The sequence below is a fragment of the Halioglobus sp. HI00S01 genome, from assembly GCF_001635445.1.
Classification (GTDB): Bacteria; Pseudomonadota; Gammaproteobacteria; order Pseudomonadales; family Halieaceae; genus Halioglobus; species Halioglobus japonicus.
Window position 1 is genome coordinate 218,122 of the sequence record NZ_LWEE01000025.1, and the last position, 25,943, is coordinate 244,064.

At 57.3% G+C, this 25,943-nt stretch carries 27 protein-coding genes; 15 read left to right on the forward strand and 12 right to left on the reverse strand.

The window, feature by feature from the left end; all coding sequences use genetic code 11:
• Nucleotides 1-18: 18 nt before the first annotated feature.
• On the forward strand, nt 19-807 hold the full coding sequence (locus tag A3709_RS05945) for an enoyl-CoA hydratase/isomerase family protein (protein ID WP_066051510.1): 789 nt from the start codon (nt 19-21) through the stop codon (nt 805-807).
• A gap of 60 nt (nt 808-867) precedes the next feature.
• The gene (locus A3709_RS05950; protein ID WP_066051514.1) at nt 868-2,340 is read left to right on the forward strand and encodes a wax ester/triacylglycerol synthase family O-acyltransferase; all 1,473 of its coding nucleotides are present in this window, start codon (nt 868-870) and stop codon (nt 2,338-2,340) included.
• 42 nt (nt 2,341-2,382) lie between these two features.
• Here A3709_RS05950 and A3709_RS05955 read toward each other — a convergent pair whose 3' ends face one another.
• From A3709_RS05955 to A3709_RS05970, 4 genes are all read right to left on the reverse strand, one after another.
• Nucleotides 2,383-4,053: a sulfatase gene (locus tag A3709_RS05955; protein ID WP_066051517.1), complete on the reverse strand. Its 1,671-nt coding sequence runs from the start codon at nt 4,051-4,053 to the stop codon at nt 2,383-2,385.
• Between the two features lie 137 nt (nt 4,054-4,190).
• A complete protein-coding gene (locus A3709_RS05960; RefSeq protein ID WP_066051520.1) occupies nt 4,191-4,781 on the reverse strand; it encodes a TetR/AcrR family transcriptional regulator in 591 nt (196 codons plus the stop codon).
• 55 nt (nt 4,782-4,836) lie between these two features.
• Complete coding sequence (locus tag A3709_RS05965) at nt 4,837-5,808, reverse strand: nitronate monooxygenase family protein (protein WP_066051523.1); 972 nt, start codon at nt 5,806-5,808, stop codon at nt 4,837-4,839.
• 86 nt (nt 5,809-5,894) lie between these two features.
• Nucleotides 5,895-6,998 (reverse strand): NADH:flavin oxidoreductase, encoded by a 1,104-nt coding sequence (locus tag A3709_RS05970; RefSeq protein ID WP_066051526.1) that lies wholly within the window; start codon nt 6,996-6,998, stop codon nt 5,895-5,897.
• A gap of 253 nt (nt 6,999-7,251) precedes the next feature.
• Here A3709_RS05970 and A3709_RS05975 point away from each other — a divergent pair, with 253 nt between their 5' ends.
• The 4 genes from A3709_RS05975 (at nt 7,252) to A3709_RS05990 (ending at nt 10,390) form a co-directional block, all read left to right on the forward strand.
• A complete protein-coding gene (locus A3709_RS05975) occupies nt 7,252-7,899 on the forward strand; it encodes a glutathione S-transferase family protein (protein WP_066051530.1) in 648 nt (215 codons plus the stop codon).
• Nucleotides 7,900-8,008: 109 nt separating this feature from the next.
• Entirely contained in the window at nt 8,009-9,619 is a 1,611-nt protein-coding gene (locus A3709_RS05980) for a GMC family oxidoreductase (protein WP_066051532.1), read from the forward strand.
• 172 nt (nt 9,620-9,791) lie between these two features.
• Nucleotides 9,792-10,148 (forward strand): hypothetical protein, encoded by a 357-nt coding sequence (locus tag A3709_RS05985; RefSeq protein WP_156507580.1) that lies wholly within the window; start codon nt 9,792-9,794, stop codon nt 10,146-10,148.
• Nucleotides 10,149-10,159: 11 nt separating this feature from the next.
• Nucleotides 10,160-10,390, forward strand: coding sequence for an IPTL-CTERM sorting domain-containing protein (locus A3709_RS05990; RefSeq protein WP_066051538.1), 231 nt, complete (start codon nt 10,160-10,162; stop codon nt 10,388-10,390).
• A gap of 54 nt (nt 10,391-10,444) precedes the next feature.
• Here A3709_RS05990 and ltaE read toward each other — a convergent pair whose 3' ends face one another.
• The 3 genes from ltaE to A3709_RS06005 all read right to left on the reverse strand — a co-directional run bounded on the left by ltaE (nt 10,445) and on the right by A3709_RS06005 (nt 12,684).
• The gene (ltaE, locus tag A3709_RS05995) at nt 10,445-11,467 is read right to left on the reverse strand and encodes a low-specificity L-threonine aldolase (RefSeq protein WP_066051541.1); all 1,023 of its coding nucleotides are present in this window, start codon (nt 11,465-11,467) and stop codon (nt 10,445-10,447) included.
• On the reverse strand, nt 11,464-12,195 hold the full coding sequence (locus A3709_RS06000; protein WP_082849928.1) for an NUDIX domain-containing protein: 732 nt from the start codon (nt 12,193-12,195) through the stop codon (nt 11,464-11,466). The genes ltaE and A3709_RS06000 overlap by 4 nt, the downstream gene beginning before the upstream one ends.
• 27 nt (nt 12,196-12,222) lie before the next feature.
• Entirely contained in the window at nt 12,223-12,684 is a 462-nt protein-coding gene (locus A3709_RS06005; RefSeq protein ID WP_066051544.1) for an Lrp/AsnC family transcriptional regulator, read from the reverse strand.
• A gap of 145 nt (nt 12,685-12,829) precedes the next feature.
• Here A3709_RS06005 and hppD point away from each other — a divergent pair, with 145 nt between their 5' ends.
• The 7 genes from hppD to A3709_RS06040 all read left to right on the forward strand — a co-directional run bounded on the left by hppD (nt 12,830) and on the right by A3709_RS06040 (nt 19,911).
• Nucleotides 12,830-13,921 carry a 4-hydroxyphenylpyruvate dioxygenase gene (gene hppD, locus A3709_RS06010; RefSeq protein ID WP_066051549.1) on the forward strand — a complete coding sequence of 364 codons (1,092 nt, stop codon included), beginning with the start codon at nt 12,830-12,832 and terminating at the stop codon, nt 13,919-13,921.
• An 8-nt stretch (nt 13,922-13,929) separates the two neighbouring features.
• A complete protein-coding gene (locus A3709_RS06015) occupies nt 13,930-14,475 on the forward strand; it encodes a VOC family protein (protein ID WP_066051551.1) in 546 nt (181 codons plus the stop codon).
• Entirely contained in the window at nt 14,472-15,461 is a 990-nt protein-coding gene (locus A3709_RS06020) for a fumarylacetoacetate hydrolase family protein (RefSeq protein ID WP_066051554.1), read from the forward strand. Before A3709_RS06015 ends, A3709_RS06020 begins: the two co-directional genes overlap by 4 nt.
• A 9-nt stretch (nt 15,462-15,470) precedes the next feature.
• On the forward strand, nt 15,471-16,112 hold the full coding sequence (gene maiA / locus A3709_RS06025) for a maleylacetoacetate isomerase (RefSeq protein WP_066051557.1): 642 nt from the start codon (nt 15,471-15,473) through the stop codon (nt 16,110-16,112).
• 13 nt (nt 16,113-16,125) lie between these two features.
• Nucleotides 16,126-17,865, forward strand: coding sequence for an aromatic amino acid hydroxylase (locus tag A3709_RS06030; protein WP_066051559.1), 1,740 nt, complete (start codon nt 16,126-16,128; stop codon nt 17,863-17,865).
• A gap of 10 nt (nt 17,866-17,875) precedes the next feature.
• Nucleotides 17,876-18,541 (forward strand): SDR family oxidoreductase, encoded by a 666-nt coding sequence (locus A3709_RS06035; protein WP_066051560.1) that lies wholly within the window; start codon nt 17,876-17,878, stop codon nt 18,539-18,541.
• A gap of 605 nt (nt 18,542-19,146) precedes the next feature.
• Entirely contained in the window at nt 19,147-19,911 is a 765-nt protein-coding gene (locus A3709_RS06040; protein WP_066051561.1) for a hypothetical protein, read from the forward strand.
• Between the two features lie 356 nt (nt 19,912-20,267).
• Here the strand turns inward: A3709_RS06040 and A3709_RS22480 are convergent, their stop codons facing one another.
• The 3 genes from A3709_RS22480 to A3709_RS06050 all read right to left on the reverse strand — a co-directional run bounded on the left by A3709_RS22480 (nt 20,268) and on the right by A3709_RS06050 (nt 22,243).
• Nucleotides 20,268-20,498, reverse strand: a complete 231-nt coding sequence (locus A3709_RS22480) for a DUF2798 domain-containing protein (RefSeq protein ID WP_308428283.1) — start codon at nt 20,496-20,498, stop codon at nt 20,268-20,270.
• A gap of 81 nt (nt 20,499-20,579) precedes the next feature.
• Complete coding sequence (locus A3709_RS06045) at nt 20,580-21,005, reverse strand: NUDIX domain-containing protein (protein ID WP_066051563.1); 426 nt, start codon at nt 21,003-21,005, stop codon at nt 20,580-20,582.
• A 221-nt stretch (nt 21,006-21,226) separates the two neighbouring features.
• Nucleotides 21,227-22,243 (reverse strand): zinc-binding dehydrogenase, encoded by a 1,017-nt coding sequence (locus A3709_RS06050; RefSeq protein ID WP_082849929.1) that lies wholly within the window; start codon nt 22,241-22,243, stop codon nt 21,227-21,229.
• 273 nt (nt 22,244-22,516) lie between these two features.
• On the opposite strand from A3709_RS06050, the gene A3709_RS06055 reads away from it, so the two are divergent.
• Together A3709_RS06055 and A3709_RS06060 are read left to right on the forward strand one after the other, a co-directional pair.
• Nucleotides 22,517-22,948, forward strand: a complete 432-nt coding sequence (locus A3709_RS06055) for a DoxX family protein (RefSeq protein WP_082849930.1) — start codon at nt 22,517-22,519, stop codon at nt 22,946-22,948.
• Between the two features lie 27 nt (nt 22,949-22,975).
• On the forward strand, nt 22,976-23,932 hold the full coding sequence (locus A3709_RS06060) for a glutathione S-transferase family protein (protein ID WP_066051566.1): 957 nt from the start codon (nt 22,976-22,978) through the stop codon (nt 23,930-23,932).
• Between the two features lie 52 nt (nt 23,933-23,984).
• Here the strand turns inward: A3709_RS06060 and A3709_RS06065 are convergent, their stop codons facing one another.
• Nucleotides 23,985-24,764: an SDR family NAD(P)-dependent oxidoreductase gene (locus A3709_RS06065; RefSeq protein ID WP_066051570.1), complete on the reverse strand. Its 780-nt coding sequence runs from the start codon at nt 24,762-24,764 to the stop codon at nt 23,985-23,987.
• A gap of 173 nt (nt 24,765-24,937) precedes the next feature.
• Nucleotides 24,938-25,867 (reverse strand): alpha/beta hydrolase, encoded by a 930-nt coding sequence (locus tag A3709_RS06070; protein ID WP_066051575.1) that lies wholly within the window; start codon nt 25,865-25,867, stop codon nt 24,938-24,940.
• Between the last annotated feature and the right edge of the window lie 76 nt (nt 25,868-25,943).

The following is a 25,943-nucleotide window of genomic DNA, read 5'->3' on the forward strand; positions in this document are numbered from 1 at the left end:
AATAAGAGAGCTGAATATATGAGCGAAGCACTGCTGTTTACTGTTGACGACGGTGTGGCCGTTATCTCGGTTAACGATGCCCCCTATAACCGTATGAGCCTCGAGTTTGTCGATAAGTTGGAATCTCTCGTCAACAACATCGCCGACGACAACAATATCCGTGCAGTGGTAATGACTGCCGAAGGCCTGGACAATTTCTCGGTCGGCATGGATCTGATGCAGCTCGGCGCGGCGATGCAACAGGACTTCAATCCACACGCATTTTTCGACCAACGTCTGCGGATGATCGCCGCCATCGAGAATATGGGTAAACCCTGGGTTGTCACTCTATTCGGATACTGCCTCGGCGCTGGCCTCGAATTACCACTTGGCTGCCACTTCCGCCTTGCCGCAGCAGAAGGTGCCCAGATTGGCCTGCCGGAAATGGATCTGGGCTCTGTTCCCGCCTGGGGCGGCAGCGCACGCCTGAGCAAATGCGTAGGCCGCGATCACGCACTGGATATGATTCTCCGCGGCAAAAAAATATCCGGATCTGAGGCGCTACGTATCGGCCTCGTCCATGAAGTGTGGCCACTCCAGGAGCTGAAACAGCGTGCCATGGATCTTGCCCGTGAGCTCGCATCACAACCGGCTTTGGCAGTGAAAGGCGTCATGAACGTGGCGGTTGGCAGTGAAGACCGCGACCTGAACGAATTACTAAAAACCGAGAGAGCTGCCGTACTGGAAACATTCGGCACGCCGGATCAACAAGAGGGAATGCTCGCCTTCATTGAGAAGCGCAAGCCGGTGTTCAACCAGACGAAATAAAACCGGGGACAGACCAATATTTTTAATAGTGGTCTGTCCCACTTTGCAGGAGCGGGCGCGATGAAGAAGCTCAGTTTTGTGGACAAAGGTTTCCTGATGGCGGAAACACGCGAGATGCCCATGCACGTGGGCGGAGTCTCCCTGTACACACTTCCTGATGGCGTGGACGAGCACGAATTCATGCACAGCCTCGCCCGCAATGTGCGCGAGGCAGATGCATTACTGCCCCCTTTCGGCGACCGCCTCAAACTTGGGCGCCTGGGGATTGCTGGCAACGCCTATTGGGAGCCGGACCCCGCATTGGACATGGATTACCATGTCCGCCATTCCGCGCTCCCCAAACCGGGCCGCTATCGCGAACTGTTTACACTCGTATCCCGGTTGCACGGCACGCTGCTCGAGCGCACCCGACCATTGTGGGAAATGCACCTGATCGAAGGCCTGAAAAACAGGCAATTCGCCGTATATACCAAGACCCATCACGCGGCGGTCGATGGCGCACGCTCCATCCACATTTCACGCAGCATGCTCTCTGCCGACCCCTACAACGTGCTGAGCGAATCGCCCCTGTCTCTGCAATCCTGGCAACGCTATAAAGACGCCCTGCGCCTCGGCAAGCAGGCAGCACACACCGATGAAGAATTGCGTAACGCCGCGGACATGCTCAAATCGACATTCGACAGCGGCACCAACCTGTTCCGTGCGCTCAAGGGTTTTACGCAAGCCTGGAGTGGGCGCGGCGGTGAACTCTCGCTGCCTCATTTACAGGTGCCCACCAGCGCGCTCAACACCGAAGTGGATGGAGCGCGGCGCTTTGTCGCACAGTCCTGGCCCTTTGCGCGCATAAGGGCAGTTGGTAGTGCTTTTGACGGTACGTTTAACGACGCTGTTCTGGCTATATGCGCCGGCGCCCTGCGAAAGTATCTGGAGACGCACGCAGAACTACCCGAGGAGTCACTCAAGGCAATGGTGCCGGTGTCGATCAGGCAGGCAGGGGAAGTGGACTCAGGCAATGCTGTGGCCTCTATCAGCGCAGACCTGGCAACGGACATTGTGGACCCAGCCAAACGCATCCAGGCCATTATGGCCTCAGTAAGGGCAGGCCGGGCGTTCTATACCGACATGTCGCCCGAGGAGATCGAACTGGTCAGCATGGTCATGCAGACCCCTTCCCTGCTCCTGGTGCCCATGGGCCTGATATCCCGCATGCCTGCCTACAATGTCGCCATCTCCAATGTGCCAGGCATTAGCGAAACCATGTATTGGAACGGAGCACGTATGGACGGCTCCTATCCCCTCTCCATCGTCATAGACGGGATGGCCATGAATATTACCCTGGTAACCTACGACCAGAATGTGGACTTTGGCATCATCGCTTGCCGCCGCTCGATGCCACATGTGCAGCGCATTATCGACTACATGGAAGATGCGCTGGTGGAGCTGGAGGAAGCGGCAGGTCTGAGCAGTAAGGCCGCCAAACGCAAATCCAAACCCAAAAGGAAGCGAAAGCCGAGGCCAAAGGCCAAGAAGTAAGGGCAAGGGGGACAGACCACCATCAGGTGGTCTGCCCCCAGTTTAGTTGGGCCAGTAGATGTACTCGTCACCTTCGGCGAAGGGCTCCAGAAGGGTTTTGTCGATGGCGATGGATGATTCCAGTACGGCGGGGTAGAGGGGAGCTCGGGCGTTTGCAGCGTGTTCATCGAGCAGCGCCTGGAGCTCAGCCAGCTTGGCCGGTTCTGACTCCGCGAGGTTTACCTGCTCGGTAGGATCCTCGGCGAGGTTATACAGCCACTGCTTGGTGGGTCGCGCAGCGACTTGCAACTTCCAATCACCGTGGCGCACGACACGATAGTGGCCGCTCTGCCAGAAAAGGGTTTCCCTGTCCCACTGATCGGCGCCCTCTCCTGTCGCCAGCGGCAATAAACTCTTACCATCAATCTCAACACCCTCAGGGTGTGGCACTTCGGCGGCCGCCGCCAGCGTTGGCATCATATCGATGTGCGCCACCGGCTCTTCAGAGACAGTACCCGCGGTGATACGCGCCGGCCACTTAACAAACAGGGGCACGCGAATCCCGCCTTCGAACTGGCTGATCTTCCAACCCCGGAACGGGTGATTGATATCGGGCAAGCCGATATAGCCAGGGCCGCCATTGTCGCTGGTGAACAGCACAATGGTGTTATCGGCAATACCGGCCTCTTCGAGGGCGGCATTAATGCGCCCGACGCTGCGATCCAGAGAGCGAATCATCGCAGCATACACGCGCAAACGATGAGGTTCGATGTCGCCAACCGCCTCGTAATCTTCGCGCGTCGCCTGCAGTGGCGTGTGCACGCCCCAGTGGCCGAGGTATAGGAAGAAAGGACTATGCTTGTTGGCATTGATGATCTTGATAGACTCATCGGTCCAGTAGTCTGTCAGGTAACCACTGGGCTCAAATCGATCGAGGTCGCCGGTATTGAAGCTGGCCGCATAAACCAGGCGCGCCCACAGGAATTGATCGATCGGATCGAAATCAAGCTTGGCGTTAACCACATTGGGATCGTCCTCTGGCAAGTACAGGCCACTGGCCATAAGCAGACTCTGCTCAAAACCCTGATCATGAGGTGCCATGCCATTTGAACGCCCCAGATGCCACTTGCCAATGTGGTAGGTGTTGTACCCCTGCTCACGCAGCATTTCAGCAATGGTAACTTCCTCCGGCGGCAAGCCCTGTTGTTCGTAGGGCGGCTTGGATTCATCCATGGCCTGATCGTAAATCATCGGTGGCTTGCCGGGATCCATCTCCTGCGCAATGCGCGCCACCATGGGCGCCATGCCCGATGGGGTCGGCGTAAATTCGAAGCCGGTACGGGTGGGATAGCGCCCCGTCATGAGCATAGCCCGGGACACGGCGCAGGTACCCGATCCGGAATATGACTGAGTGAACACCGCCCCCTCTGCCGCCAGCTGGTCAATATGCGGTGTTTGCACACGGCCACCTGCAGCACCGCCGCCAAAGGTGGAGATATCGTTGTAACCGAGGTCGTCGGCAACAATCAGGATAATGTTGGGGGGACGATCTGCCAGCGGCGTGTCTGACTGCGCTGGACCCTGCTTCCAGGCAATCTCACGCGGCGGCCCTACCTCATACTCATTGGCAGACTTGTACTTGACCAGCGCCAGCATAATCGCGGTCTGGTTCTGGTACGCGAACGCGCCCAGCACGAAGACCAGAGCAACAATCGAGAGTAATACTTTCTTCAAAGTGGCTTTCTCCGCTTGGCCAAGCTCCGATGGATAGCGTCACCGGCAAATCTACAAGCAATCATCATTGTGGCACAATTTATGTCGATTTAGGTAGCAATGCAATACGTACCCCAAAGCATTCGTGGGGAGTTTAGTCAGGCGTCGATGATTAGATTTTTAAGCAAACCCTTGAGGATGGCGATGCTGCTACTCTTACTCAGCCCCTGGTGATATCTCAGCCGGTTCCACATTTCGAATGATGCAATGGCATCAACAGCTTCGCGCGTGTCGCGTGGAACAGACTTCAGCTCGGGAATCCAATCGTCCAGATCCTTGCGCAAACCACGCTGATTGCGCGCGTAGTTTTTTCGCAGTGCTTCGTAGCGCCAGAGTTGGGCATGGGTGCCCAGTACCATATTGCTGACACTCTCGTAGGCATCACCGTGACGCTCTACGGCGTGCTCAATACGCTCGTCCAGTGTGCCGTTGCGATCACCCCCGAGAAACAGCGCCTCGTAGGAGTCACGAATATGGCCGTCAGCAACCTCGAAGAGCGTTTCCATATCTTCAAAGTGCCGAAAGAAGGAGCGGATACCGACGCCCGCCCGATCAGATACCTGCTGGGCGGTGGGGACGAGCACCCCCTCCTCCTGCAAGGCCAAAGCCGCCTCAACAATGGCAAGGCGACTCCGCTCACTGCGAAGTCTGCGTCCGTCGACCACGTCATCTCCCTGTGTCTTCGACATATTGCCCCCGGATCATCCCCTGGTTACTCTGGCATAGAGGATGCCAATTATACCATCAAGCAGCCGTGATAGATGCCAACCGTTCACGAATGATCTGCTCCGCGTCACCCACAATATTGCGCACCAGTTCCTCACAGGTGGGGATATCGTTAATCAGGCCACCACACATACCCACAGTGACCATACCTGCTTCGATATCACCGGTGCTCCAGGCTTTCTCCTGATTGGCCCCGGATACCAGGTGATGCACCTGACCAAAATCAGCGCCAGACGCTTCAATAGCCGCGACTTCGTCAGCGATGCCGTTGCGATACACCCGTGCGGTGTTTTTGTATGTGCGGAAAATCAGGCGAGTCTGGTTCTCATCCATCTCCACGACTTTCTGCTTAATGCCCTCATGCACCGGCGCTTCTTTGGTCACCAGGAATCGGGTGCCCATATTAATGCCCTCGCAACCCAATGCCAGGGCCGCTGCCAGGCCACGACCATCGGCGATACCACCGGAGGCCAATACCGGGATGCTCAGCGCCTGGGTAGCCGCAGGAAACAGCACCAGGCCGCCCACGTCCTGCTCACCAGGGTGACCGGCACACTCAAAGCCGTCGATGCTGACCACATCAACGCCGATACGCTCGGCCTTAAGTGCATGGCGCACTGCCACACACTTGTGAATCACTTTAATACCAGCTGCCTTGAAGCGCTCCATGAATGGCTCGGGGCTACGGCCGGCTGTCTCCACAATCTTGACACCACTCTTAATAATGACGTCCACATAATCGTCGTAATTGATTTCACTGGCGACTACACCCACGGTGAGATTCACCGCAAAAGGCTTGTCGGTCATTGAAAAACAGCGGGCAATCTCTGCCTCGAGTCCTTCCGGCGTGGGCTGAGTCAGCGCAGTCATCACACCCAGCGCACCCGCGTTGGAAGCAGCGGCAGCCAGGTCTGCCGTGCCCACGCGCATCATGCCACCACAGACAATGGGGGTCTCAATACCTAGCATTTCAGTAATGCGTGTTTTCATCGGTTCTCTCTCGTCACTTCGATTCGGTATTCAATTTATCAATATGGCACATGATGTGTCAATACATACAGAGCACATCCCTGCCCTCACGCCAGTACTTTCAATGACTCCACATCAAAGGCGTCGATCTGGGCTAAATCGCCACGCCTGAGCTTGGCCGGAAACGCGGGGTCCTGAAGCACAGCGCGCCCTACCGCAACCAGATCAAATTCGTCGCGATCCAGGCGGGCCACCAGATCATCGATAGACTTCTTGTCGGAAGACATGCCTACAAAGGCGCCGATAAAGTCTTCGCTCAATCCCACAGAACCCACAGTGATTGCAGTTTTACCCGTAATGTTCTTGGTCCATCCTGCCAGGTTCAAATCACTACCGGCGAATTCAGGCTCCCAGTAGCGACGGGTTGAGCAGTGGAAGCCATCGACCCCTGCCTTCACCAGCGGCGTCAGGAAAGCCTCCATACGTTCGGGTGTGTCGAACAACCTCGCTTCGAAGTCCTGTTGCTTCCACTGGGAATAACGGAAAATGATGGGGAAGCCCGGCGAGGTCGCCGCGCGGGTCGCCTTGATCACCTCTTCAGCAAAACGCAGGCGTTTCTCGAAGCTGCCGCCAAAGGCATCACTGCGCTGATTGGTACCCTCCCAGAAGAACTGATCGATCAGGTAACCGTGCGCGCCGTGAATCTCGATACCGTCAAAGCCCAGTTGCTGCGCGGCGGCCGCGCCGTCCGCAAAAGCCTCAATCACCTGTTCGATGTGCTCGACGGTCATCGGTTCGGCTAACTGCTTGCCAGGCGCCACGAGCCCCGATGGTCCTGCGCTGCTTAGCTCTGGATTGTCCGTGTCCTCGGCTTTCCGCGCCATACCGGTGTGCCACAACTGCGGCATGATCTTGCCACCGGCGGCATGTACCTCTTGCACCACGTGCTGCCAGCCGGCCAACGCAGCCTCGCCGTGGAAGTGTGGAATACGCTTGCCCATGGTGGCCACCGGGTCGTTCACCGTGGTTCCTTCGGTGATAATTAAACCCACCTCGCCCTCTGCACGGCGGCGGTAATACGCCGCCACATCTTCACCGGGCACACCGCCCGGCGAAAATTCACGGGTCATCGGCGCCATCAAAATGCGATTGGGCAACTCCAGCGAGTTAATGGTGTAAGGGCGAAACAGACTACCCAGATCGAGGGACATAATGAATTCCTGTGTGTTCAATTAATGTAATGACGTGTCACCGGCGAGAAGTGGAACCTCAAGACCAGACACGTTGCTCAAGCTTACGCGGCAGAGTGCGTCCTGGTTCAAATACAGCGCTCGAGGCGAATGCCACGCTAAACATCGAAGAGCGAAAGACCCAATTGGCACACTCTGCCGGCCTTACCAAATTGACACGCACCATGCCAATATGCAACGCTGCTGGCAAGCGTTTCATTCAACAGGAATTCACATGATCAAGATTTACGGTGTGCACGGCTCACCCTTTGTGCGCAAGGTTTTCATCGCCCTGGACTACAAAGACATCCCCTATGAGATCGTTGCCCAGATGCCCTTCTCCGGCGACCAGGACTACCTGAAGATCAATCCCACCGGCAAGATCCCCGCACTGGTTGATGGCGACCTGACACTCGGCGATTCCAAGGTGATCTGCCAACATCTGGAGAACGCCTATCCTGAGCGCCCGCTGTACCCCGAGGATGTAGCAGACAAAGCACGCGCCCATTGGTATGAAGATTTCTGCGGTGGCCAGGTCGCGGAATTGGCAGCAGGCATCTTTTTCCAGCGCTTTATGCGTCCACTGGCGTTCAAGCAGGATCCGGACGAGGAACTGATCGCCAAAATCACAGAGAAGAAACTCCCACCGGTGCTGGACTACCTGGAGAGCATTGTACCCGCTGAAGGCTTTGTCTTTGGCGAATTTATGATGGCCGACCTCTGCATCGCTTCTCCTTTCTTTAATGCTGGATATGCCGGCTACGAAGTAGACGCTGAAAAATGGCCCAACGTTGCCGGCCTTATTGCACGTGTCAGGGAACAGCCACACGTAAAAGCAGTGCTGGAGAAAGAAGCCAAAGCGCTGGGACTGGCGGCTGCCTGATCACCCTCACTGAATTCGGCGTGGAGCGATACTCACGCTGCGCCGATTGCCAGATTTATAAAGACGCTGGAGAATAGGCCCCATATTTTACAACGCCATTTGACTAGCAATGACCCAGACATACGACTACATCATCATCGGAGCCGGCACCGCCGGCTGCGTACTCGCCAACCGACTCAGCGCAGATCCTGATACGCAGGTGCTGCTACTCGAGGCCGGCGGCAAGGATGACTACTTCTGGATCAACATTCCGGTGGGCTATCTGTTTACCATCGGCAATCCCCGCACCGACTGGTGCTTCGAAACCGAGCCAGATGACGGCCTCAACGGCCGCTCCCTGGGCTATGCCCGTGGCAAAGTGCTGGGTGGCTGTTCATCCATTAATGCCATGGTTTATATGCGGGGCCAGCAGTACGACTACGACCAATGGGCTGCCGCCGGCAACCAAGGCTGGGGCTGGAAGGACGTGCTTCCGGTATTCAAACAATCCGAGAGCTACCAGCATGGTGCCAGCGAGTTTCACGGCGACCAGGGTGAGCTGCGCGTGGAGGAACGTCGGGTCAGCTGGGACATACTCGATGCCTGGCGCGACGCCGCCGCCGAGACCGGGATTCCCAGAATCGAGGAATACAATCGCGGCGATAACTTCGGCACCGCCTATTTCCAGATGAACCAGCGCAAAGGTCAGCGCTGCAGTGCCGCCCATGCCTTTTTGCACCCTGTCAAAGATCGCCCCAATCTCACCATTAAAACCCAGGCCATGGTGCATGGGCTGGAGCTGGATTCCAGCGACGATAAGCTGCGTGCTACCGGTGTAAAAGCGCGCATCGGCAAGGGCGAAGCCCAGATTTTCAAGGCGCGAAAAGAAGTCATTCTCGCGGCAGGTTCCATCGGCTCTCCGCAATTGCTACAACTCTCCGGCATCGGCCCGCGTCCCCTGCTGGAAAAGCACGGTATAGAGGTCCGCCAGGAACTGAGTGGCGTTGGTGAAAACCTTCAGGATCACCTGCAAATCCGCACCGTCTATAGGGTGAGTAACACCACAACCCTGAACACGCTCTACCACTCGCTGTGGGGCAAACTGAAGATGGGGCTGCAATATCTGTTGTTTCGCACTGGCCCTCTCACCATGCCGCCGTCACAACTCGGGGCATTTGCCAAGAGTGATTCGAATCTCGCCACGCCGGATCTGGAATGGCACGTACAGCCGCTGTCACTGGATAAGTTTGGTGACCCACTCCATACCTTCGACGCGATCACGCCATCGGTATGCAACCTGCGTCCCACCAGTCGCGGGCATGTGCACATTCGCAGCCCCGACCCAGAGGCGGCACCAGAGATCAAACTCAACTACCTGTCCACGGAAGCGGATCGTAAGGCGGCCGTTGAGGGCCTGAAATTCACCCGCCGCATCATGGCCAGCGACGCCATGAAGCCCTTCTCGCCCGAGGAGTTGAAGCCTGGCCCCAACATCGAAACTGAAGAGGACCTGGCCAGAGCCGCAGGCGACCTGGGCACCACTATTTTCCACCCGGTAGGCACCTGCAAAATGGGCGGCGACCCCATGGCGGTGGTTGACGAGCGCCTGCGCGTCCACGGCGTTGCCGGGCTGCGGGTAGTGGATGCTTCCATCATGCCCACCATCGTCTCAGGCAACACCAATGCCCCCACGGTCATGATCGCTGAACAGGGGGCGGCGTTTATCCTGTCTGAAAAGTAGAACCAGCTCTCAGTCTGGTACAGTTGCGCCCGGCAAAAAGCCCTAAAAAGGCTCGCCCTTCCCTGCTCGCGGGGTCGGAGGGACATAGGGGACGTGTTCCGAATAAAACACCTAAAAAATCAGGTGTTTTGCAAGCATAAGAAATTTACTAATGGACCATCCTGGGGGCGTAATGCGTAATCCAATGTTTGCGGCTGTTGCAGCTGCGGTCAGCCTGTATGCGAACACAGCCAATGCCAGCAATTGCCCGGCGCAAGACTTCACTATTTCTGACGATGCTTCAATCGAAGTACTGGCATCAGCACTGGACGGCAACACCTGTTCAGTCATTGACGGAAACCTGGCCATTGCCAATACCGGCCCGATGCCCGAGACCGGTCGCGAAGGCAAAACCCCTTCTTCCATGTCCAAACTCGACAACTTGAGCCCGTATTCGGCCATCGATGCCGAAAATGCCGTCATCGAAGGCAACGTGATTATCCAGCTGAACACCATTTTACCGGTGGGCTACACAGCTTCGATTTCCTGAGCCCGGACAACGTGACGTTCACCGACACCGCGTCCATCGAACTGCGCTCGCCCGATGGCAGTTTCGCAGTGCTTGAAGGCCATGCTTTCCCAGTTGCGTCAGGAACAACGCGTTTCCACGCTCGTGTCCGGGTACCGGAAGCGCCCTACGGTATTCCCACCCTGCCCCTGTGGGCACTGGGCCTCGTTGCAGCGGCACTGGCAGGCTTCGGCCGCCGGGCGCTGCAACGCCGTCTGGGTTAAATTATTGAGAGCACCGCAGAACGCGGTGCTCGATTTCTCTCTCGCTGTTACGCGCTAAGCACTGAAGCTGGCAAACAACGCCAGGCTGGCATCAACAGCGGCTGCATCGATATCCTTGTGGGTCACCAGCCGCATCACTTGCCCGCCGAGGGTCAGCACACCCCGCGCCTCCAGATGTGCCTTGAGCGCATCCGCGTGTTCGGTGTTCTCAATTACCGCAAACACCATATTGGTTTCTACCGTCGCGGGATCACAGCTAATGCCTTCGATACGCGACAAACCCTCCGCCAGACGCCGGGCATTGTCGTGATCTTCAGCCAGGCGCTCGACGTTGTTGTCCAGTGCATACAGCCCCGCCGCGGCAAGCATGCCGGACTGGCGCAAGCCACCGCCGAGCACCTTGCGCCAACGTCGCGCATCGGCAACCACCTCGGCGCTGCCCACCAACACCGAACCTGCGGGGGTTCCCAAACCTTTGGAAAGACACAGCGATACGCTGTCGTAATAGCGACTAATGGCTTCCAGTGAGACCTGCTGCTTAACGCAGGCATTAAACAGGCGCGCACCATCCAGATGCAGGCCGAGACTGTGTTCGTCGCAAAACGCACGTGCTGACGCGTGGTAGTCAAAAGGCAGCACCTTACCGGAGCAGGTGTTTTCTAGGCACAGCAGACTGCTACGGGCAAAATGGCTGTCATCCGCTTTGATCTTGGCCCTGACATTGGCCAGGTCCAGGGTGGCATCGGGCTCAAATTCAATCGGCTGCGGCTGAATGCTACCCAGCACCGCTGCGCCACCACCCTCATACTTGTAGGTGTGGGCTTCCTGGCCGACGATATATTCGTCGCCGCGCTCGCAGTGCGCCATGAGCGCGNCCAGATTACTCTGGGTACCTGTGGGTAAAAACAGACCCGCCTCTTTGCCAGCCAACCGGGCCAAAGTGTCTTCCAGTTGTTTCACGGTGGGATCATCACCGAGCACATCATCACCCAACTCGGCCTTGACCATGGCCTGCTTCATGGCAACACAGGGCCGGGTCACGGTGTCACTGCGGAAATCCGCGATCAGTTCACTCATTCGACACCCGACTCATCAAATTCAAACCCACCCGCTTTCTTCATGGTCAGGCGATGGCGTGGTCCCGGGGTGTCCGCCTCGCCCGCATCGTAGCCAGCATCGCCTTCCCACATGGACACCAGGTCCTCGCCACAGGCGGAGATCTTGGTACGGTAATAACGCGGCTCGAGTGGCACAAAATCTGCCATCGCCTGAGCCACGCTGTTATAGCGGCTGAGCAGACACAAGGTCACATAAGTCGGCGGCACCAGCTCAATCTCGCCAGCGCGGTGCTGGGCAAGCGCCTGTGCGCCGGTCAGCCACTGGCTGTCCTTGATCTCGCCGTCGTCGATGGTCACTTCACCGCTGGGAGCGGGCATGACAAAAAACCAGGTCGCAAAGCGGCGATTCCCCATGGGGGGCGGCGTCCAGTGCGAGATCATGGTCATATTGGCGGGGGNCACATCCAACGCCGCCTCCTCCATGGCCTCTCGCGCCGCAGCAATACGGGCACGCTCCTCTATGGTGTCTTCTTCAGCGCCATCCTCCGGATCTATCCGGCCACCGGGAAACACCCACATACCGCCAAAGGCAATCTTGGAGTTTTTGCGCAACATCAGGGTTTCCACACCGTCCTCTCCATCGCGGAGCAAAATAACGGTTGCGGCAGGAATCAGCTCTGTCGGCTCGGCCGGGGCCTCGCCCTTGGACAGACGTTGGGCGAAGTCTTTTATGTTCTTGTCAGTCATTGTGTTCGGGTCGGTTTACTTGTCTGCCTATGATAACGGCAAAGGGGCACTCTCTTTAACCGCCCGGAGGCTAAAGTTGGTTTCAATATTTTTAACCCCGGGTATTTTCAGTATCCTGTTCATGGCCAGTTCGGAAAAATGATCCATGCTGCGAGCCACGGTCTTGAGCAGGAAGTCGTGAGAGCCACTCATCGCATGCGCCTCAACAATGTATTCTTCGCCTTCTACCGCCGACAGAAATTTGGCCAGTTTTCGATCATCCTGGGTTTCTAGGGTGACCAGTACAAATGCCGTCACCTGTAGGCCAATAGCGCGCCGATCCAGTTTCGCCCCGTAGCCCTCAATCACGCCGGCCTCTTCCAATGCCCGCACCCGGCGATAGCACGGCGACTCTGACAGGCCCACCGTTTCCGCGAGATCCACGTTGGACATGCGCCCATCGTGTTGTAGTGCCCTGAGGATGTCTTTTTCCTGGCGCTCCAGTTTCACGGTGATTTCCCCCTGATATTCATTCTTTATAGAAATATTTCATCTATTTAGGCCCTATTATAGACACAAATAGAATAAATCCTGCCCCCACCTGCGACTACTATTTTGGAACCGCTTTCATAAACACAACATCAGGTGATATCTCATGGCAGACCTGTTCGAAAACCCAATGGGCCTGAACGGCTTCGAATTCGTTGAATACGCCGCTGCAGAGCGCGGCATTCTGGAACCCGTGTTTACATCAATGGGCTTTACCCATGTGGCCAGCCACCGCAGTAAGGATGTAGACCTGTGGCGCCAGGGCGATATCAACTTCATCATCAACTACGAGCCCAAGTCCTGGGCCTACTACTACGCCGAAGAACACGGCCCCTCCGCCTGTGGCATGGCCTTCCGTGTCAAGAACGCCAAGGCCGCCTACGAACGGGCTCTGGAGAAAGGTGCACAGCCCATCGATGTACCCGTGGGGCCCATGGAACTCAAACTGCCGGCCATCAAGGGCATTGGCGGCGCTATTCTGTACCTGATCGATCGCTACGAGGACGGTGCTTCCATTTACGATATCGATTTCGAATATCTCGAAGGCGTCGATCGTCATCCGATCGGCTGTGGTTTTAAAGTCATCGACCACCTGACCCACAACGTGTATCGCGGCCGCATGGACTACTGGGCCAAGTACTATGAAGACCTGTTCAACTTCCGTGAGATCCGTTACTTCGACATCAAGGGTGAGTACACCGGCCTGCGTTCACGCGCCATGACTGCGCCGGACGGCAAAATCCGTATTCCGCTCAATGAAGAAGGCCAGGCCGGCGGTGAAGGCCAGATCGAGGAGTACCTGCTGCAATACAATGGCGAAGGTATTCAACATATCGCCTTCTCCTGTGACAACCTGCTGGAGTGCTGGGACAAGCTCAAGGCCAACGGCGTGCCCTTTATGACCGCCCCGCCTGAAACCTATTACGAGATGCTCGACGAGCGCCTGCCCCATCACAGCGAGCCCGTGGATGAGCTCAAAGCCCGCGGCATACTGCTGGACGGTTCCACAGAGGAAGGCGATGAGCGCCTGCTGCTGCAGATTTTCTCAGAGACACGAATCGGCCCCATTTTCTTTGAGTTCATTCAACGCAAGGGCGACGAGGGCTTTGGCGAAGGTAACTTCCAGGCCCTGTTTGAATCCATGGAACGCGACCAGATGCGCCGCGGTGCGCTCAAGACCGACGAAGACGCAGCCTGAGGTCGACCATGAATCTGAAACGCATACATCACGTGGCCTATCGTTGCCGCGACGCCAAGGAGACGGTGGAGTTTTACCAGCGCGTGCTAGGCATGGGATTTGTTCTTGCCATCGCCGAGGATCAGGTGCCGTCAACCAAGGCGCCCGATCCCTATATGCATGTCTTCCTCGATGCGGGCATGGGCAACGTGCTGGCATTTTTCGAACTGCCCAACTCCCCGGATATGGGCTTTGACGGCAACACCCCCGACTGGGTCCAGCATATCGCCTTTGAGGTAGAAAACTGGGATGCCCTGCTCGCGGCCAAGACTGCGATCGAAGCCGAGGGGCTGGAAGTGATTGGCCCCACCAATCACGGCATTTTCCAGTCCATTTATTTCCGCGATCCCAACGGCCACCGCCTGGAACTCGTGGCCAATACCTGTACTGACGAGGAAATGGCTGAGCTCAACCGCGTGGCACCCGCTATGCTGGAAGAGTGGAGCCAGACCCGCAAAGCCCCACGTCATGCTGCGTGGTTACACGAAAAGGAATTTACCGGAGACAAAACATGAAACTGGCCAGCCTCAAATCCGGCCGCGACGGCAAACTGATTGTCGTTTCCCGCGACCTGAGTCGCGCCGTAAGCGCCGAAACCATCGCGCCCACCCTGCAAGCAGCCCTGGACGACTGGGCAGCGAAAGAACCGGCATTGGTTGCGCTGTACAATGACCTGAACGCCGGTGACTGCGACGGTGCCTTCGACTTTATCCCGGAAGACTGTGCAGCCCCCCTGCCCCGGGCTTACCACTGGGCGGATGGCAGCGCCTATGTCACGCACGTGGAGCTGGTGCGCAAGGCCCGTGGCGCAGAATTACCCGAATCTTTCTGGACTGACCCGTTGATCTACATGGGCGCCTCGGACGCGTTCATCGGCCCGCGCGACGACATCGAAGTCGAGAGCGAAGACTGGGGCATCGATTTCGAAGCCGAGGTCGTGGTGATTACCGACGACGTGCCCGCCGGCACATCGCCTGAACTGGCGCGCAACCACATCCGATTAATCGGCCTGGTCAACGATGTATCACTACGTAATCTGATCCCGGCGGAGCTGGGCAAACAGTTTGGTTTCTACCAGTCAAAACCCTGGACCAGCTTCACGCCGGTGCTGGCAACGCCCGATGAACTCGGCGATGCCTGGGATGGTGCAAAGCTGCACCTGCCGCTGCGCGCCACGCTCAACGGCGAGCTTATTGGCGCACCGAATGCGGGTGTGGATATGACCTTCGACTTTCCCACGCTGATCGCGCACTGCGCGAAATCCCGCGCGCTCATGACCGGCACGGTCATCGGCTCGGGCACGGTCTCAAATGTTGGCAGCGAGGCAGGCTCTTGCTGCCTGGCCGAAGTGCGCTGTCTCGAAACCATCGCCAATGGTTCACCGAGCACCCCCTTTATGAGCTTTGGTGATCGCGTAGAAATCGATATGCTGGACGACGCTGGCAACAGCATTTTCGGCAACATCGATCAGCGGGTGGTGCAGTACACGCCGTCCCAATAGAGGCAAAGCATGAAACTATACTCGTACTACCGTTCATCCGCGTCCTATCGACTGCGCATTGCCCTCAAACTGAAGGGCATTGCGTACGACTACCACGCCGTCAATCTGCTGCAGGCAGAGCAGCGCTGTGACGCCTATCTGGCTATCAACCCGCTGGGCCTGGTGCCAACGCTGATTCTGGATGATGGCGCCAGGCTGACCCAGTCGAGCGCCATCATCGAGTACCTGGAAGAGACCCATCCCGAACCTGCACTGCTGCCCGAGAATCCACTGGCCCGCGCTCGCGTCCGCTCCCTGGTGAATGCCGTCGCCTGCGAAATTCAGCCGCTGTGCAACAGTGGAGTGACAGAGCACCTTAAAAAGGTCATGGGGGTCTCTGACGCAGGCATTGGCGAGTGGTATCAACGCTGGATGCCGCGCGGCTTTGGCGCGGTAGAAGAAATGCTCGAGACCGCATCAACAGCCTTCGCAACAGGCGACGCGCCGGGCATGGCTGATATTTTCCTGGTGCCCCAAGTCTATAATGCGCGCCGCTTCAATCTCGACATGGCGCCCTACCCCAACATTACCCGCATCGTCGATGCCTGCAACGAGCTACCTGCCTTTATTGAGGCGGCGCCCGAGCAGCAACCGGACGCGCCATCGTCGTAACCACAGCAGAACAATGAGCCAGCAAGACATAATAAACAGCCTACCCGCCCACCTGCGCCCCTTCGTCAAAGTCCAGGACTACAGCGATTACACGCCACGAGACCAGGCGGTATGGCGGTTCATTATGAAACACCTCACCGGGCAACTGGAAAAAACAGCACACCCGGTGTACCTCGACGGCCTTGCCCGCACCGGCATCGCCCTCGATCACATTCCCTCCATCGAAGAAATGAACGCATGCCTGACCCAACTGGGTTGGCGCGCGGTGGTCGTCGACGGTTTTATCCCGCCGGCAATTTTCATGGAGTTCCAGGCGCTAAAGGTGCTGGTCATCGCGCTGGATATGCGCAGCGTGTACAACGTCTTCTACACCCCGGCACCCGATATCGTGCACGAGTCTGCCGGTCACGCACCGTTCATTGTCGATATCGACTACGCCGAGTTTTTGCAGCGCTTTGGCGCGGTAGGCATGAAAGCAATCGCCACGCGGGAAGACTTCGAGCAGTACGAGGCCATTCGCAAGCTGTCGATTCTCAAGGAGTGCCCAGACAGCTCCCGCAATGAAATCGCCGCAGCAGAAGCCGCGCTGGAACGGCTGGCACAAAGCGAGCAAACGCCCTCGGAGGCTGCGCTACTCACTCGCCTGCACTGGTGGACCGTGGAATACGGACTGGTCGGCGATCCCGATGACTATCACATCTTCGGCGCGGGCCTGCTGTCTTCACTCGGCGAGAGCCGCCACTGCCTGAATGATGAAGCCGTCAGGAAAGTACCGCTGACGGTTGATGCCGTGAACACAGCTTATGACATCACGCGCGAGCAACCACAGTTGTTCGTGACCAAGAGCTGCAAGCACCTCAGCCAGGTGTTGGAGGAATTCGCCGCGTCCATGTGCTTCAAACGCGGTGGCGCGGAGTCACTGCGCACCGCCATCGATGCCGCCAGTATGTGCACGGCGACCTATGACAGTGGCATGCAGGTAAGCGGCGTGTTCTGCGAGGTCCTGTGTGACGCCGTGGGCAATGCCACCTATCTGCGTACCAGTGGCCCCACCCAGCTCGCCTACCGCGACCAGGAAATCATCGGTCATGGCGTGGCCTGGCACAGCGAGGGTTTTGGCTCACCTATCGGTCATATCAAGGACTTCAGCCGATGCCTGTCCGAGTACACCATTGACGAGTTGGCCGCCCACAACATAGCCATCGGCAAACCGGTGCGCCTTGAATACCTTTCGGGCATCACCGTTGAAGGGACGCTCGACAAGGTGTTTCGACAGGACCACCGCAATCTGATACTGACGTTCAGCGACTGCAGTGTGCAGGATTTGCACGGCCGTATTCTGTTCGACCCCGCCTGGGGAACATATGACCTGGCAGTAGGTTCGAGCATTCCCTCCGTGCACGGCGGCGTCGCCGACCGCACCGCCCTGCAGCTCTACAAACCCACTCCGCACACCGAGACCATTCGCGTTGAACACGACGTGCAACTAATGGCCTGCTATGCGCTGGTCGAGAACGTGCGCCGCGCGGAAAAGAACAGCAGTGATCCGGACATCCAGGACGCGCTGACTGCAGCGCTGGAGGCGTATCCAGAGGAATGGCTGCTGCGCGCTGAAATGCTCACGGTGGCCAGCAAGGCGCTGCACGAACGCCTGGTCGACGAATTGCGCAGCCTGGGCGAGACACACGACGCACTACAGGAGTTGACTGCGCTGGCGATTAATCCAGAATACGCTTTTGCAGAATCCGCATAAGGCTATTCCAATGCTCAACAACAAACGCATCGTGATCACCGGCGCCGCAGGTACGCTCGGCCAAGCCGCCGCCACTATTGCTCACCAACACGGCGCAGAAGTCATTGGCCTGGACATCGTCGACAACGCCGACGTTCCCGGTGGCAGTTATCACAAGGTTGATCTGCTCGACCGCGAAGCGACGCAGGCAGTGATCGCAGGTATCGGACCCTTCGATGCGTTGCTTAACATTGCAGGCGGCTTTGCCATGGGTGTAGATGCAGCAGATCCCAGTGATGAACAGTGGAACTGGATGTTCCGCATCAATGTCGAGACCCTGCGCAATGCCATCATCGCCGCCGCACCGGTGCTGAAACAGCAGCGTGGCGCCATCGTTAACGTCGGCGCGCTGGGCGCGGTCTCGGGTCAGGCTGCAATGAGCGCCTACGGCTGTGCCAAGTCGTCGGTGATGCGCCTCACTGAGAGCCTGTCAGAAGAGATGAAGGCAGCTGGGGTCAACGTGAATGCGGTGCTACCCAGCATCATTGATACCCCCCCTAATCGCGAGGGCATGCCTGACGTTGACTTCGCTGAGTGGGTCTCCCCGGAGCAATTGGCGGAGGTCATGTGCTTTCTGGCATCCGACGCTGCAAGCGCGGTGCACGGCGCCCTGCTGCCAGTAAAAGGGCTCGTCTGACCGGCGTCAGGGCAGCTGTTTCAACGCTGAAATCCCACAATTACCTTGATTGCCTGGTCCGAGTCGCGGGCCACGGCAAGTGCGCTACTGAAGTCCTAGTGATCAAAGCCAGCAAGGAAGCCAGTGAAAACCGCATGGCATGAGCTGTTGCGTGCACCCGTTCACGAGTGAATGGATGTGAATGGCATGCTCAACGCCGCGAACAGGATTTTCGCGGTCAATAGCAGGGAACTTCGACAGGTCAGCAGGCCCGGTCGACATAATCAGCTAGGATGTCTACTCTCAATAGGCCGTTTATAAGCCCTGGCCGTGAGTCATAGTCTTCCATCCAGCCGGAGAATTCTTTCGCTGTTACCTCGTCGGCGGACAGCTAACCCACTGCCATAAGCAGTGCCATACCGCACAGCAAAAGTCGCTTTTTCATGGCCAAAGCCTCAGTCATAATTTCGATCTGAGAATGCGTATGCCTCCAATCTAATACAGTGCGGGAGTGTCCGCATAGGTAGTTTTCGTCAATGTGGCGCGATGTTGACTAAAACGGAGCTTTATCTACGCTATTGATACTCTAATTCAGTTTGAGATCGACTCACGTAAGGACACCGACCATGCGACGTATTCTGTTTCCACTTGGCCTGAGCGCCATCCTTGTCACTCCAGTCAGTCTGGCCGATACCATAGAGCTGGCCGATGGCACCCTGCTTGAGGGTACATTTGTCGGCATGAGTAACGGGATCATGATGTTTGATACGGGCGCCGGCATCGAGGCTTTCCCCGAGGATGAGGTGGTTGCGATATTCAACTCTGAAGGCGTAGCCGCACGCGAGGCTGCGCAAGAAGCGGTGCCCGCACCCAAAGCAGAACCGGCACCACCACCCCCGCCTAAAACAACCACCGTCGCCAGCGGTACCCGTCTGGTCATACGCATGTCCGAGGCCATCGACACCCGCCGTCATTCTTCGGGGCACCGCTTTCGCGCCCAGCTGGAAAGCGCACTGATGGTCGATGGTGTCACCGTAGCCCCTCGCGGCACCATGCTCTACGGCCGAATCACCCAGGCCAAAAGCGCAGGCCGCGTGGCGGGCTCCTCCGAAATGGCAATCGAATTCACCGACATTATGTTGAACGAGCTGATGTATGAAATTACCACTGATGGGTTGAAGGCACAGACAGGTAATGAGGCGGGAAGAACCGCCAAGCGCACCGCTCGGGCAGCGGCCCTGGGCGGCCTTTACGGAGGCAGTTCCAGCGCCAAGAAAGGTGCCAAGGTGGGCGTGGGTGCCTCCATTCTCACCAGTGGCGCATCCATTAATATTCCTGCTGGCACCCTGGTCGAAACGAACCTGCGTGCGCCACTGACGGTAAAACTGTAGTAACGGGACCTAGCGGAGATGGCTCTACGCCAACACTTCGCCAGCCAGCGCTGCTACTCGTCGGGTGCGCTACCACCTACAAGCCACCCAACCAGGCGATCACTGAGGTCGATGAATCCACAGGATACGGCCAGATCAGTCCCGATCGCACTAACAATGTCGATGAGACCCTCGTGCTGCTGGCCTTCTCAGGTGGTGGTACACGCGCAGCCGCCCTTTCTTACGGCGTTATGCAAGAACTCAGAGACACCTATATGGAGCGCAGTGGTGGACCTTTGCGTTTATTGAACGAGGTGGACAGGATTTCCTCACTCTCGCCGAATATATAACTTTATATTGAGCTATATGTATGCATTTTAGTCTTTAATAACAAGATTAACGAGCTTGCTGACTAGCGGGTTAATTAACAGAACAACTGGATAAGCAATTAAAAATGCAGTTCCCCAAGATTTTAACCAGATGAGTAAGATATTTTCTATTAAGCCAAAATTGAGAAGGCAAATTATTAAAGACATCAGACATGACATGAGTAATGACATGAAAAAAGAAAAAACTAATGGAGTGTACTTTTTCGGTATCAATGACATTCCTTAATTCAAGTATGACTCATAACGCTTGCGGCAGCGGACGGCCTAGAAGGCCGTCCGGGAGCGCACTGCCCACTCTTGTTATATTGTTTCATCCCTGTACGCCGCCGCCAAGACTTGGTTTCTACTCAGCTCAGGCCCCTTCCAAACAACTACAATGAGCCCACCATCCACTTCATCGACAATTTGCAGTACAGCGATCGAAGCTGGCGCAATAAACCTGCTTTCATAAGGCGTGACATCCAGCGCGGTCTCCTCCATCGCCTCTCTTGCCGCAACAACCCGGGCCCGCTCCTGGATGGCGTCCTGATCTGAGCCATCCTCGGGATCAATACGGCCGCCGGGGAACACCCAAAAGCCGCGAAAGACGATTCGAGAGTTCTTGCGCATCAGTTTTTCAACGCCGTCAGCGCCATCGCGCAACAGAAGAACTGTCGCCGCGGGGATCAGTTCAGTGGGCTCTGCGGGCGCATTGCTCTTTGACAAACGCTTGGCAAACTCCGCCACATTCTTTTGCTTCGTAATTTTCAGGTCACTGGAAATGCCGTACTATGATGACGGCAAAGGGGCGCTCTCTTTAACCGCACTTAGGCTGACGCCGACTTCGCCACCCGGGTGGCACTTCAGCCGCTGGCGGAAGTCATGTGTTTTCTGGCGTCGGATGCGGCGAGCGCCGTACACGGCGCCCTACTCCCGATAAAAGACCTGGCCTGCCCCCTGGGTTACCGCTAACGCTGGCAGGCTACGAGCACCTTAAGTGCCTGGGCTTGGTCGCGCGCCATTGCCAACGCATCGGGAAACTCCGACAAGTCATAACGATGACTGACCAGCGGTGAAGGATCGACCTTACCGCTGGCCAGCATCTCGATCACCTGTGAGAATTCATCCGGATAGGCCATCGAGCCACTGACCTGAAGCTCCCGGAGCAGCAGGTTCACCAGATCAAATTCCACCGGCGCTTTGTGCACGCCCACTACAACTACGCGCGCATTCACCGGCGCCATATTCACGATCTGATTGAACACCGGGCCGGCACCCGTAGCCTCGAAGAACGCATCTGCTGCAGGCATGGGCATTCCCATGACGTCGCGGGAGCCCCAGCGCTCAGACAGGAATTGGGGCAGATCACCTTCGCTCGCCTTAAACGGTGCGGCGCCTAACTGGCTGGCGGTCTTGAGACGCTGCTCCGAGAGATCCACCACCACAATGTCATCAACACCGTAGTAGCGAGCCACGAGCACAATACCAAGACCGATAGGACCGGCTCCAAACACCACGACCCGATCCTGCGCGGTCAGCGACGCCTTGTGCACCGCGTGCATAGACACTGCCAGCGGCTCCACCAGTGCGCCCTGCTCGAAATCCAGGGTATCGGGCAGCTTGATCACGCCCTGCTCGTCCTGCGCTGCGCCCCTGACATGCAGCAGTGGTGTAAAACCACCCTCGGGGCCGCCATTGCCAATCTGGTTGCTGTTGGCCACCGGATTAACGATAACCCGGTCACCGACGGCGACATGAGAGACATTGCTGCCAGCTTCCACCACAGTGCCGGAGAGTTCGTGGCCAAGGCGCATGGGCACACCAGGGCCGAGAAGACCACCCATGCTGATGTAACCCAAATCCGAGCCGCAGATACCGCACTGCTCGACTTTCACGATCACATCATCGGACGTCGCCTGAGGCGCATCCACCTCGGTCAATTTGACGCTGTCGACGCCGTCGACAACCACTTGCAAAATCCCCACTGTGAATCTCCTTATTGTTCAGCGCAGGCAGAGCCTGGCCCCGCATGCGCCTGGCGGCAGCAACCACCTCGACACATATGCGCAAATGGTAAACCATGACACCAAAGCGCCAGTATGGGTATTGATACCCAAGCCACCGACCCACCTATATTTCCATTTTTTAGAACATATGAGCCGCTTTAATACGATTTTATTTCGCTATTTTCGGACTTATAGTTTCTCCATCGCAGGCCACTACAGGCCGCAACCAAACGCACCCACTGGAGAGACACGATGACCACCGCAGAAATCAACCAACAACTCAACGCCGGCATTAGCGCTGCAATCCCCGCCGGGCTCACCGATTTACTGGCCAGAACCCTGATGGCAGCGGTTTTCATTCTCGCCGGACTGTCGAAGATTTCCGGATATGAAGGCAACCTCGCTTACATGGCCAGCGTGGGAGTTCCCGGCTTCCTGCTCCCCGCCGTGATCGCCCTCGAAGTGCTTGGCGGCGCGGCCCTGGTAGTCGGCTTCCAGACACGACTGGTTGCCATTCTGCTCGCCTTGTTCAGCATCGCATCCGGCGTACTGTTCCACTTCGATCTCGCCGACCAGATGCAGTTCATCATGCTCTTCAAGAACCTGGCGATGGCGGGCGGCTTGCTGGCCATAGCCAATGCGCGCCCCGGCGCCTTCACCCTCGACCGCAAACTGGGCGCGTAAGCGCCCTCCATACAGGAGGAAACAATCATGGGATTACTCGTAGACGGCAAGTGGCAGGACACCTGGTACGACACTAAATCTTCCGGCGGTAAGTTTGTGCGCGAGGATGCACAGTTCCGCCACTGGATTACCCTCGACGGCAGCGCCGGCCCCAGTGGTGAGGGTGGCTTCAAGGCAGAGCCAGGTCGGTACCATCTGTACGTATCATTGGCCTGTCCCTGGGCGCATCGCACCCTGATCATGCGCACCCTAAAGGGGCTTGAAGACCTTATTTCGGTCTCGGTGGTCAGCCCGATCATGTTGGAAAACGGTTGGACCTACGACGAGACCACCGGCAGCTCTGGCGACGCATTGAACCAGCGCCAGTTCCACCATCAGGTCTACACCGATGCCGACAGCACTTACTCAGGCCGGGTCACGGTACCCGTCCTCTGGGACAAAGAGCGCAATACCATCGTCAACAATGAGTCCTCAGAAATTATCCGCATGCTCAACACAGCGTTCAATGACTTAACGGGCAATACAGATGACTACTACCCCGAGGCCATGCGCGCAGGCATCGATGAGTGGAACGAGCGGATTTACCCGGCCGTGAACAACGGCGTGTACCGCGCTGGATTTGCCACCAGCCAGGACGCCTACGAAGAAGCCTACCAGGTTTTATTTGCCGAGCTGGATGCACTGGACGCACATCTGCAGAGCAATCGCTACCTCATGGGCGACACACTGACTGAGGCCGATATTCGATTGTTTACCACGCTGATTCGTTTTGACGCGGTGTATCACGGTCACTTCAAATGCAACCGGCAACGGCTGGAGGACTTCGCCGCCCTGCCGCGTTACATCCGCGATATTTATCAGCTAACCGGCGTGGCCACGACAGTCGATTTCGATCACATCAAGCGCCACTACTATGCCTCGCACCTGATGATTAACCCCACCGGCGTGGTACCCGCAGGGCCTGATATCGACTACATGAGCTGATACAAAAAAAGGGAGTGGCCAGGCCACTCCCTTTTCGTCATCGTCGCAGGACTTACTTGGGCGGCATACGGATACCACCGTCCATACGAATGACTTCAGCATTCATATAGGGGTTGGTAATACACTCCATGACCGTGAATGCCAGCTCTTCGCCGACACCCAGACGTTTGGGGAACAGTACTGAGGCACCAAGCTTAGCCTTGAACGCTTCGGCGTGTTCGCCTTCACCGTAGATCGGCGTATCAATCAGACCGGGCGCTACCGTATTCACTCGAATACCAGCAGAGCTCAGGTCACGGGCAATCGGCAAAGTCATGCCCACTACACCGCCCTTGGAAGCCGAGTAGGAAGCCTGACCGATCTGGCCGTCAAAGGCGGCGCAGGAAGCGAGGTTAACAATTGCGCCACGAGCGCCATCTGCATCCATGGGCTCTGTTTTGGCCATAGCCGCAGCAGCACGACTCAATACGTTAAAGGTACCAATCAGGTTGACCTGAATGACAAATTCGAAGCCCTTGAGATCCATGGGGTCGTTGTTGCGATCGATGGTACGCGCAGGCAGCCCCAGCCCCGCAGAGTTAACACAGGCCCGCAGGGGGCCAAGCTCACAGGCAGCCGCTACGGCGGCGTCGGCATCTTCAGTCTTGGTAACGTCACACTTAACAAACACACCGCCGATTTCTTCAGCGACCTGCTTACCTTTTTCTTCGTTGAGATCAGCGATGACCACTTTGGAGCCGGCCTCAGCCAGCTGACGTGCGGTCGCCTCGCCGATGCCGGAAGCACCGCCGGTAACAATGGACGAACTACCCTGCAGATTCACTCTTGGCATGATGATTTCCTTGATAACTGAGTTAGAAATTGAGTCGGTATCTGGTTCCGAGGGCCGCATAGTACCCCACTTCTGGCGGATTGAACCTGACCGCAGGTGACAACAACATTTACCGCAGGTGACGCCCTACAAGATCGGTTCGGCTGCGCGCAGACGGCGCCGCAAGGGCCTGGCTACGTCTCGATAGCCAGGGTGCGCCGCAGGAACGTGGCATGTGCTGCCATATAGTCCCGGGTAACCTGGGCTTGCCGTGCAATGATTTCGAACCCGTGAAAGCCGCCAGGGGCGGTATGGAACTCGCAGGCAACACCTGCTGCACGCAGGCGCTCTGCATAGTGCGTGGATTCGTCGTAGAACAGGTCCGCATCACCAATCCCAATCCAGGTTTCAGGCAGGCCTGTCAGGTCCTGGCGCCTGGCGGGAACCGCGTACTCACGCACCTCAGGCTCACCGGGGGCGTGCCCGAGAAAGTGGCACCAGCCTGCGCGGTTACTCTGGTTATTCCACACCGCGTGCTTGATCGCATCCAGTTGAGTATTAGCGGCGGTCTCGTCGTCCAGCATCGGGCAGAACAGCCCCTGGGCCACAGGTTGCACCCCGCCTTCATCGCGGATGCGATGCGCCAGTAAGGCGGNGAGACAACCGCCTGCACTCATACCAGAGATGGCGATGCGGGCAGGGTCCACACCCAGCGAAGGCGCCTGCTGCTGGAGCCATAGCCAGGCGGCATAGCAATCATCTGGAGCCGCAGGATACGGATATTCGGGCGCGAGGCGGTAATCCACCGACACCACCACTACGCCAAGGTTCTGCACCCACTGGAGACACTGATAATCATCCATAGGGACGCTGCCGATTATCAGCCCACCACCGTGAATCCACAGAACTGCCGGGCCTGTCCCGCCACCCTCGGGGGCATAAACCCGGACACCGAAGTCGCCGCAATCGTGGTCGTTGACAACCACGCCCGCAGGGGGCGTCAGGCTCTTAGTCCGCCCTGTAATCCGCTTGCCCAGCCACAGCACCCACCCCCAGTCGAGACGAATACCAGGGAGACGCTTAAAGATGCCGCGCAATTCAGGGTTAATGCGTTCAATATCCAAAATCTGCTTTCCTCAGGGTGGGTTTACGAAACAATCGAGGCATTGAACGGTGCCAGAAAATTCGGCCGCCGAAAAG

Excerpts from the sequence above, each read along its gene's own strand:
- A3709_RS06020 (WP_066051554.1), top strand. The coding sequence starts at position 14,472 with ATGAAACTGGCCAGCCTCAAATCCGGCCGCGACGGCAAACTGATTGTC.
- A3709_RS05970 (WP_066051526.1), bottom strand. The coding sequence starts at position 6,998 with ATGTCCCTCGATCTGGGTAGTCTGTTTCGCCCTTACACCATTAACTCG.
- A3709_RS05960 (WP_066051520.1), bottom strand. The coding sequence starts at position 4,781 with ATGTCGAAGACACAGGGAGATGACGTGGTCGACGGACGCAGACTTCGC.
- A3709_RS06015 (WP_066051551.1), top strand. The coding sequence starts at position 13,930 with ATGAATCTGAAACGCATACATCACGTGGCCTATCGTTGCCGCGACGCC.
- A3709_RS05965 (WP_066051523.1), bottom strand. The coding sequence starts at position 5,808 with ATGAAAACACGCATTACTGAAATGCTAGGTATTGAGACCCCCATTGTC.
- A3709_RS06060 (WP_066051566.1), top strand. The coding sequence starts at position 22,976 with ATGGGATTACTCGTAGACGGCAAGTGGCAGGACACCTGGTACGACACT.
- A3709_RS22480 (WP_308428283.1), bottom strand. The coding sequence starts at position 20,498 with ATGTCATTGATACCGAAAAAGTACACTCCATTAGTTTTTTCTTTTTTC.
- A3709_RS05985 (WP_156507580.1), top strand. The coding sequence starts at position 9,792 with ATGCGTAATCCAATGTTTGCGGCTGTTGCAGCTGCGGTCAGCCTGTAT.
- A3709_RS06030 (WP_066051559.1), top strand. The coding sequence starts at position 16,126 with ATGAGCCAGCAAGACATAATAAACAGCCTACCCGCCCACCTGCGCCCC.
- A3709_RS06040 (WP_066051561.1), top strand. The coding sequence starts at position 19,147 with ATGCGACGTATTCTGTTTCCACTTGGCCTGAGCGCCATCCTTGTCACT.
- A3709_RS06035 (WP_066051560.1), top strand. The coding sequence starts at position 17,876 with ATGCTCAACAACAAACGCATCGTGATCACCGGCGCCGCAGGTACGCTC.
- A3709_RS06065 (WP_066051570.1), bottom strand. The coding sequence starts at position 24,764 with ATGCCAAGAGTGAATCTGCAGGGTAGTTCGTCCATTGTTACCGGCGGT.
- A3709_RS05975 (WP_066051530.1), top strand. The coding sequence starts at position 7,252 with ATGATCAAGATTTACGGTGTGCACGGCTCACCCTTTGTGCGCAAGGTT.
- A3709_RS06055 (WP_082849930.1), top strand. The coding sequence starts at position 22,517 with ATGACCACCGCAGAAATCAACCAACAACTCAACGCCGGCATTAGCGCT.
- A3709_RS05945 (WP_066051510.1), top strand. The coding sequence starts at position 19 with ATGAGCGAAGCACTGCTGTTTACTGTTGACGACGGTGTGGCCGTTATC.
- A3709_RS05980 (WP_066051532.1), top strand. The coding sequence starts at position 8,009 with ATGACCCAGACATACGACTACATCATCATCGGAGCCGGCACCGCCGGC.
- A3709_RS05950 (WP_066051514.1), top strand. The coding sequence starts at position 868 with ATGAAGAAGCTCAGTTTTGTGGACAAAGGTTTCCTGATGGCGGAAACA.
- hppD (WP_066051549.1), top strand. The coding sequence starts at position 12,830 with ATGGCAGACCTGTTCGAAAACCCAATGGGCCTGAACGGCTTCGAATTC.
- maiA (WP_066051557.1), top strand. The coding sequence starts at position 15,471 with ATGAAACTATACTCGTACTACCGTTCATCCGCGTCCTATCGACTGCGC.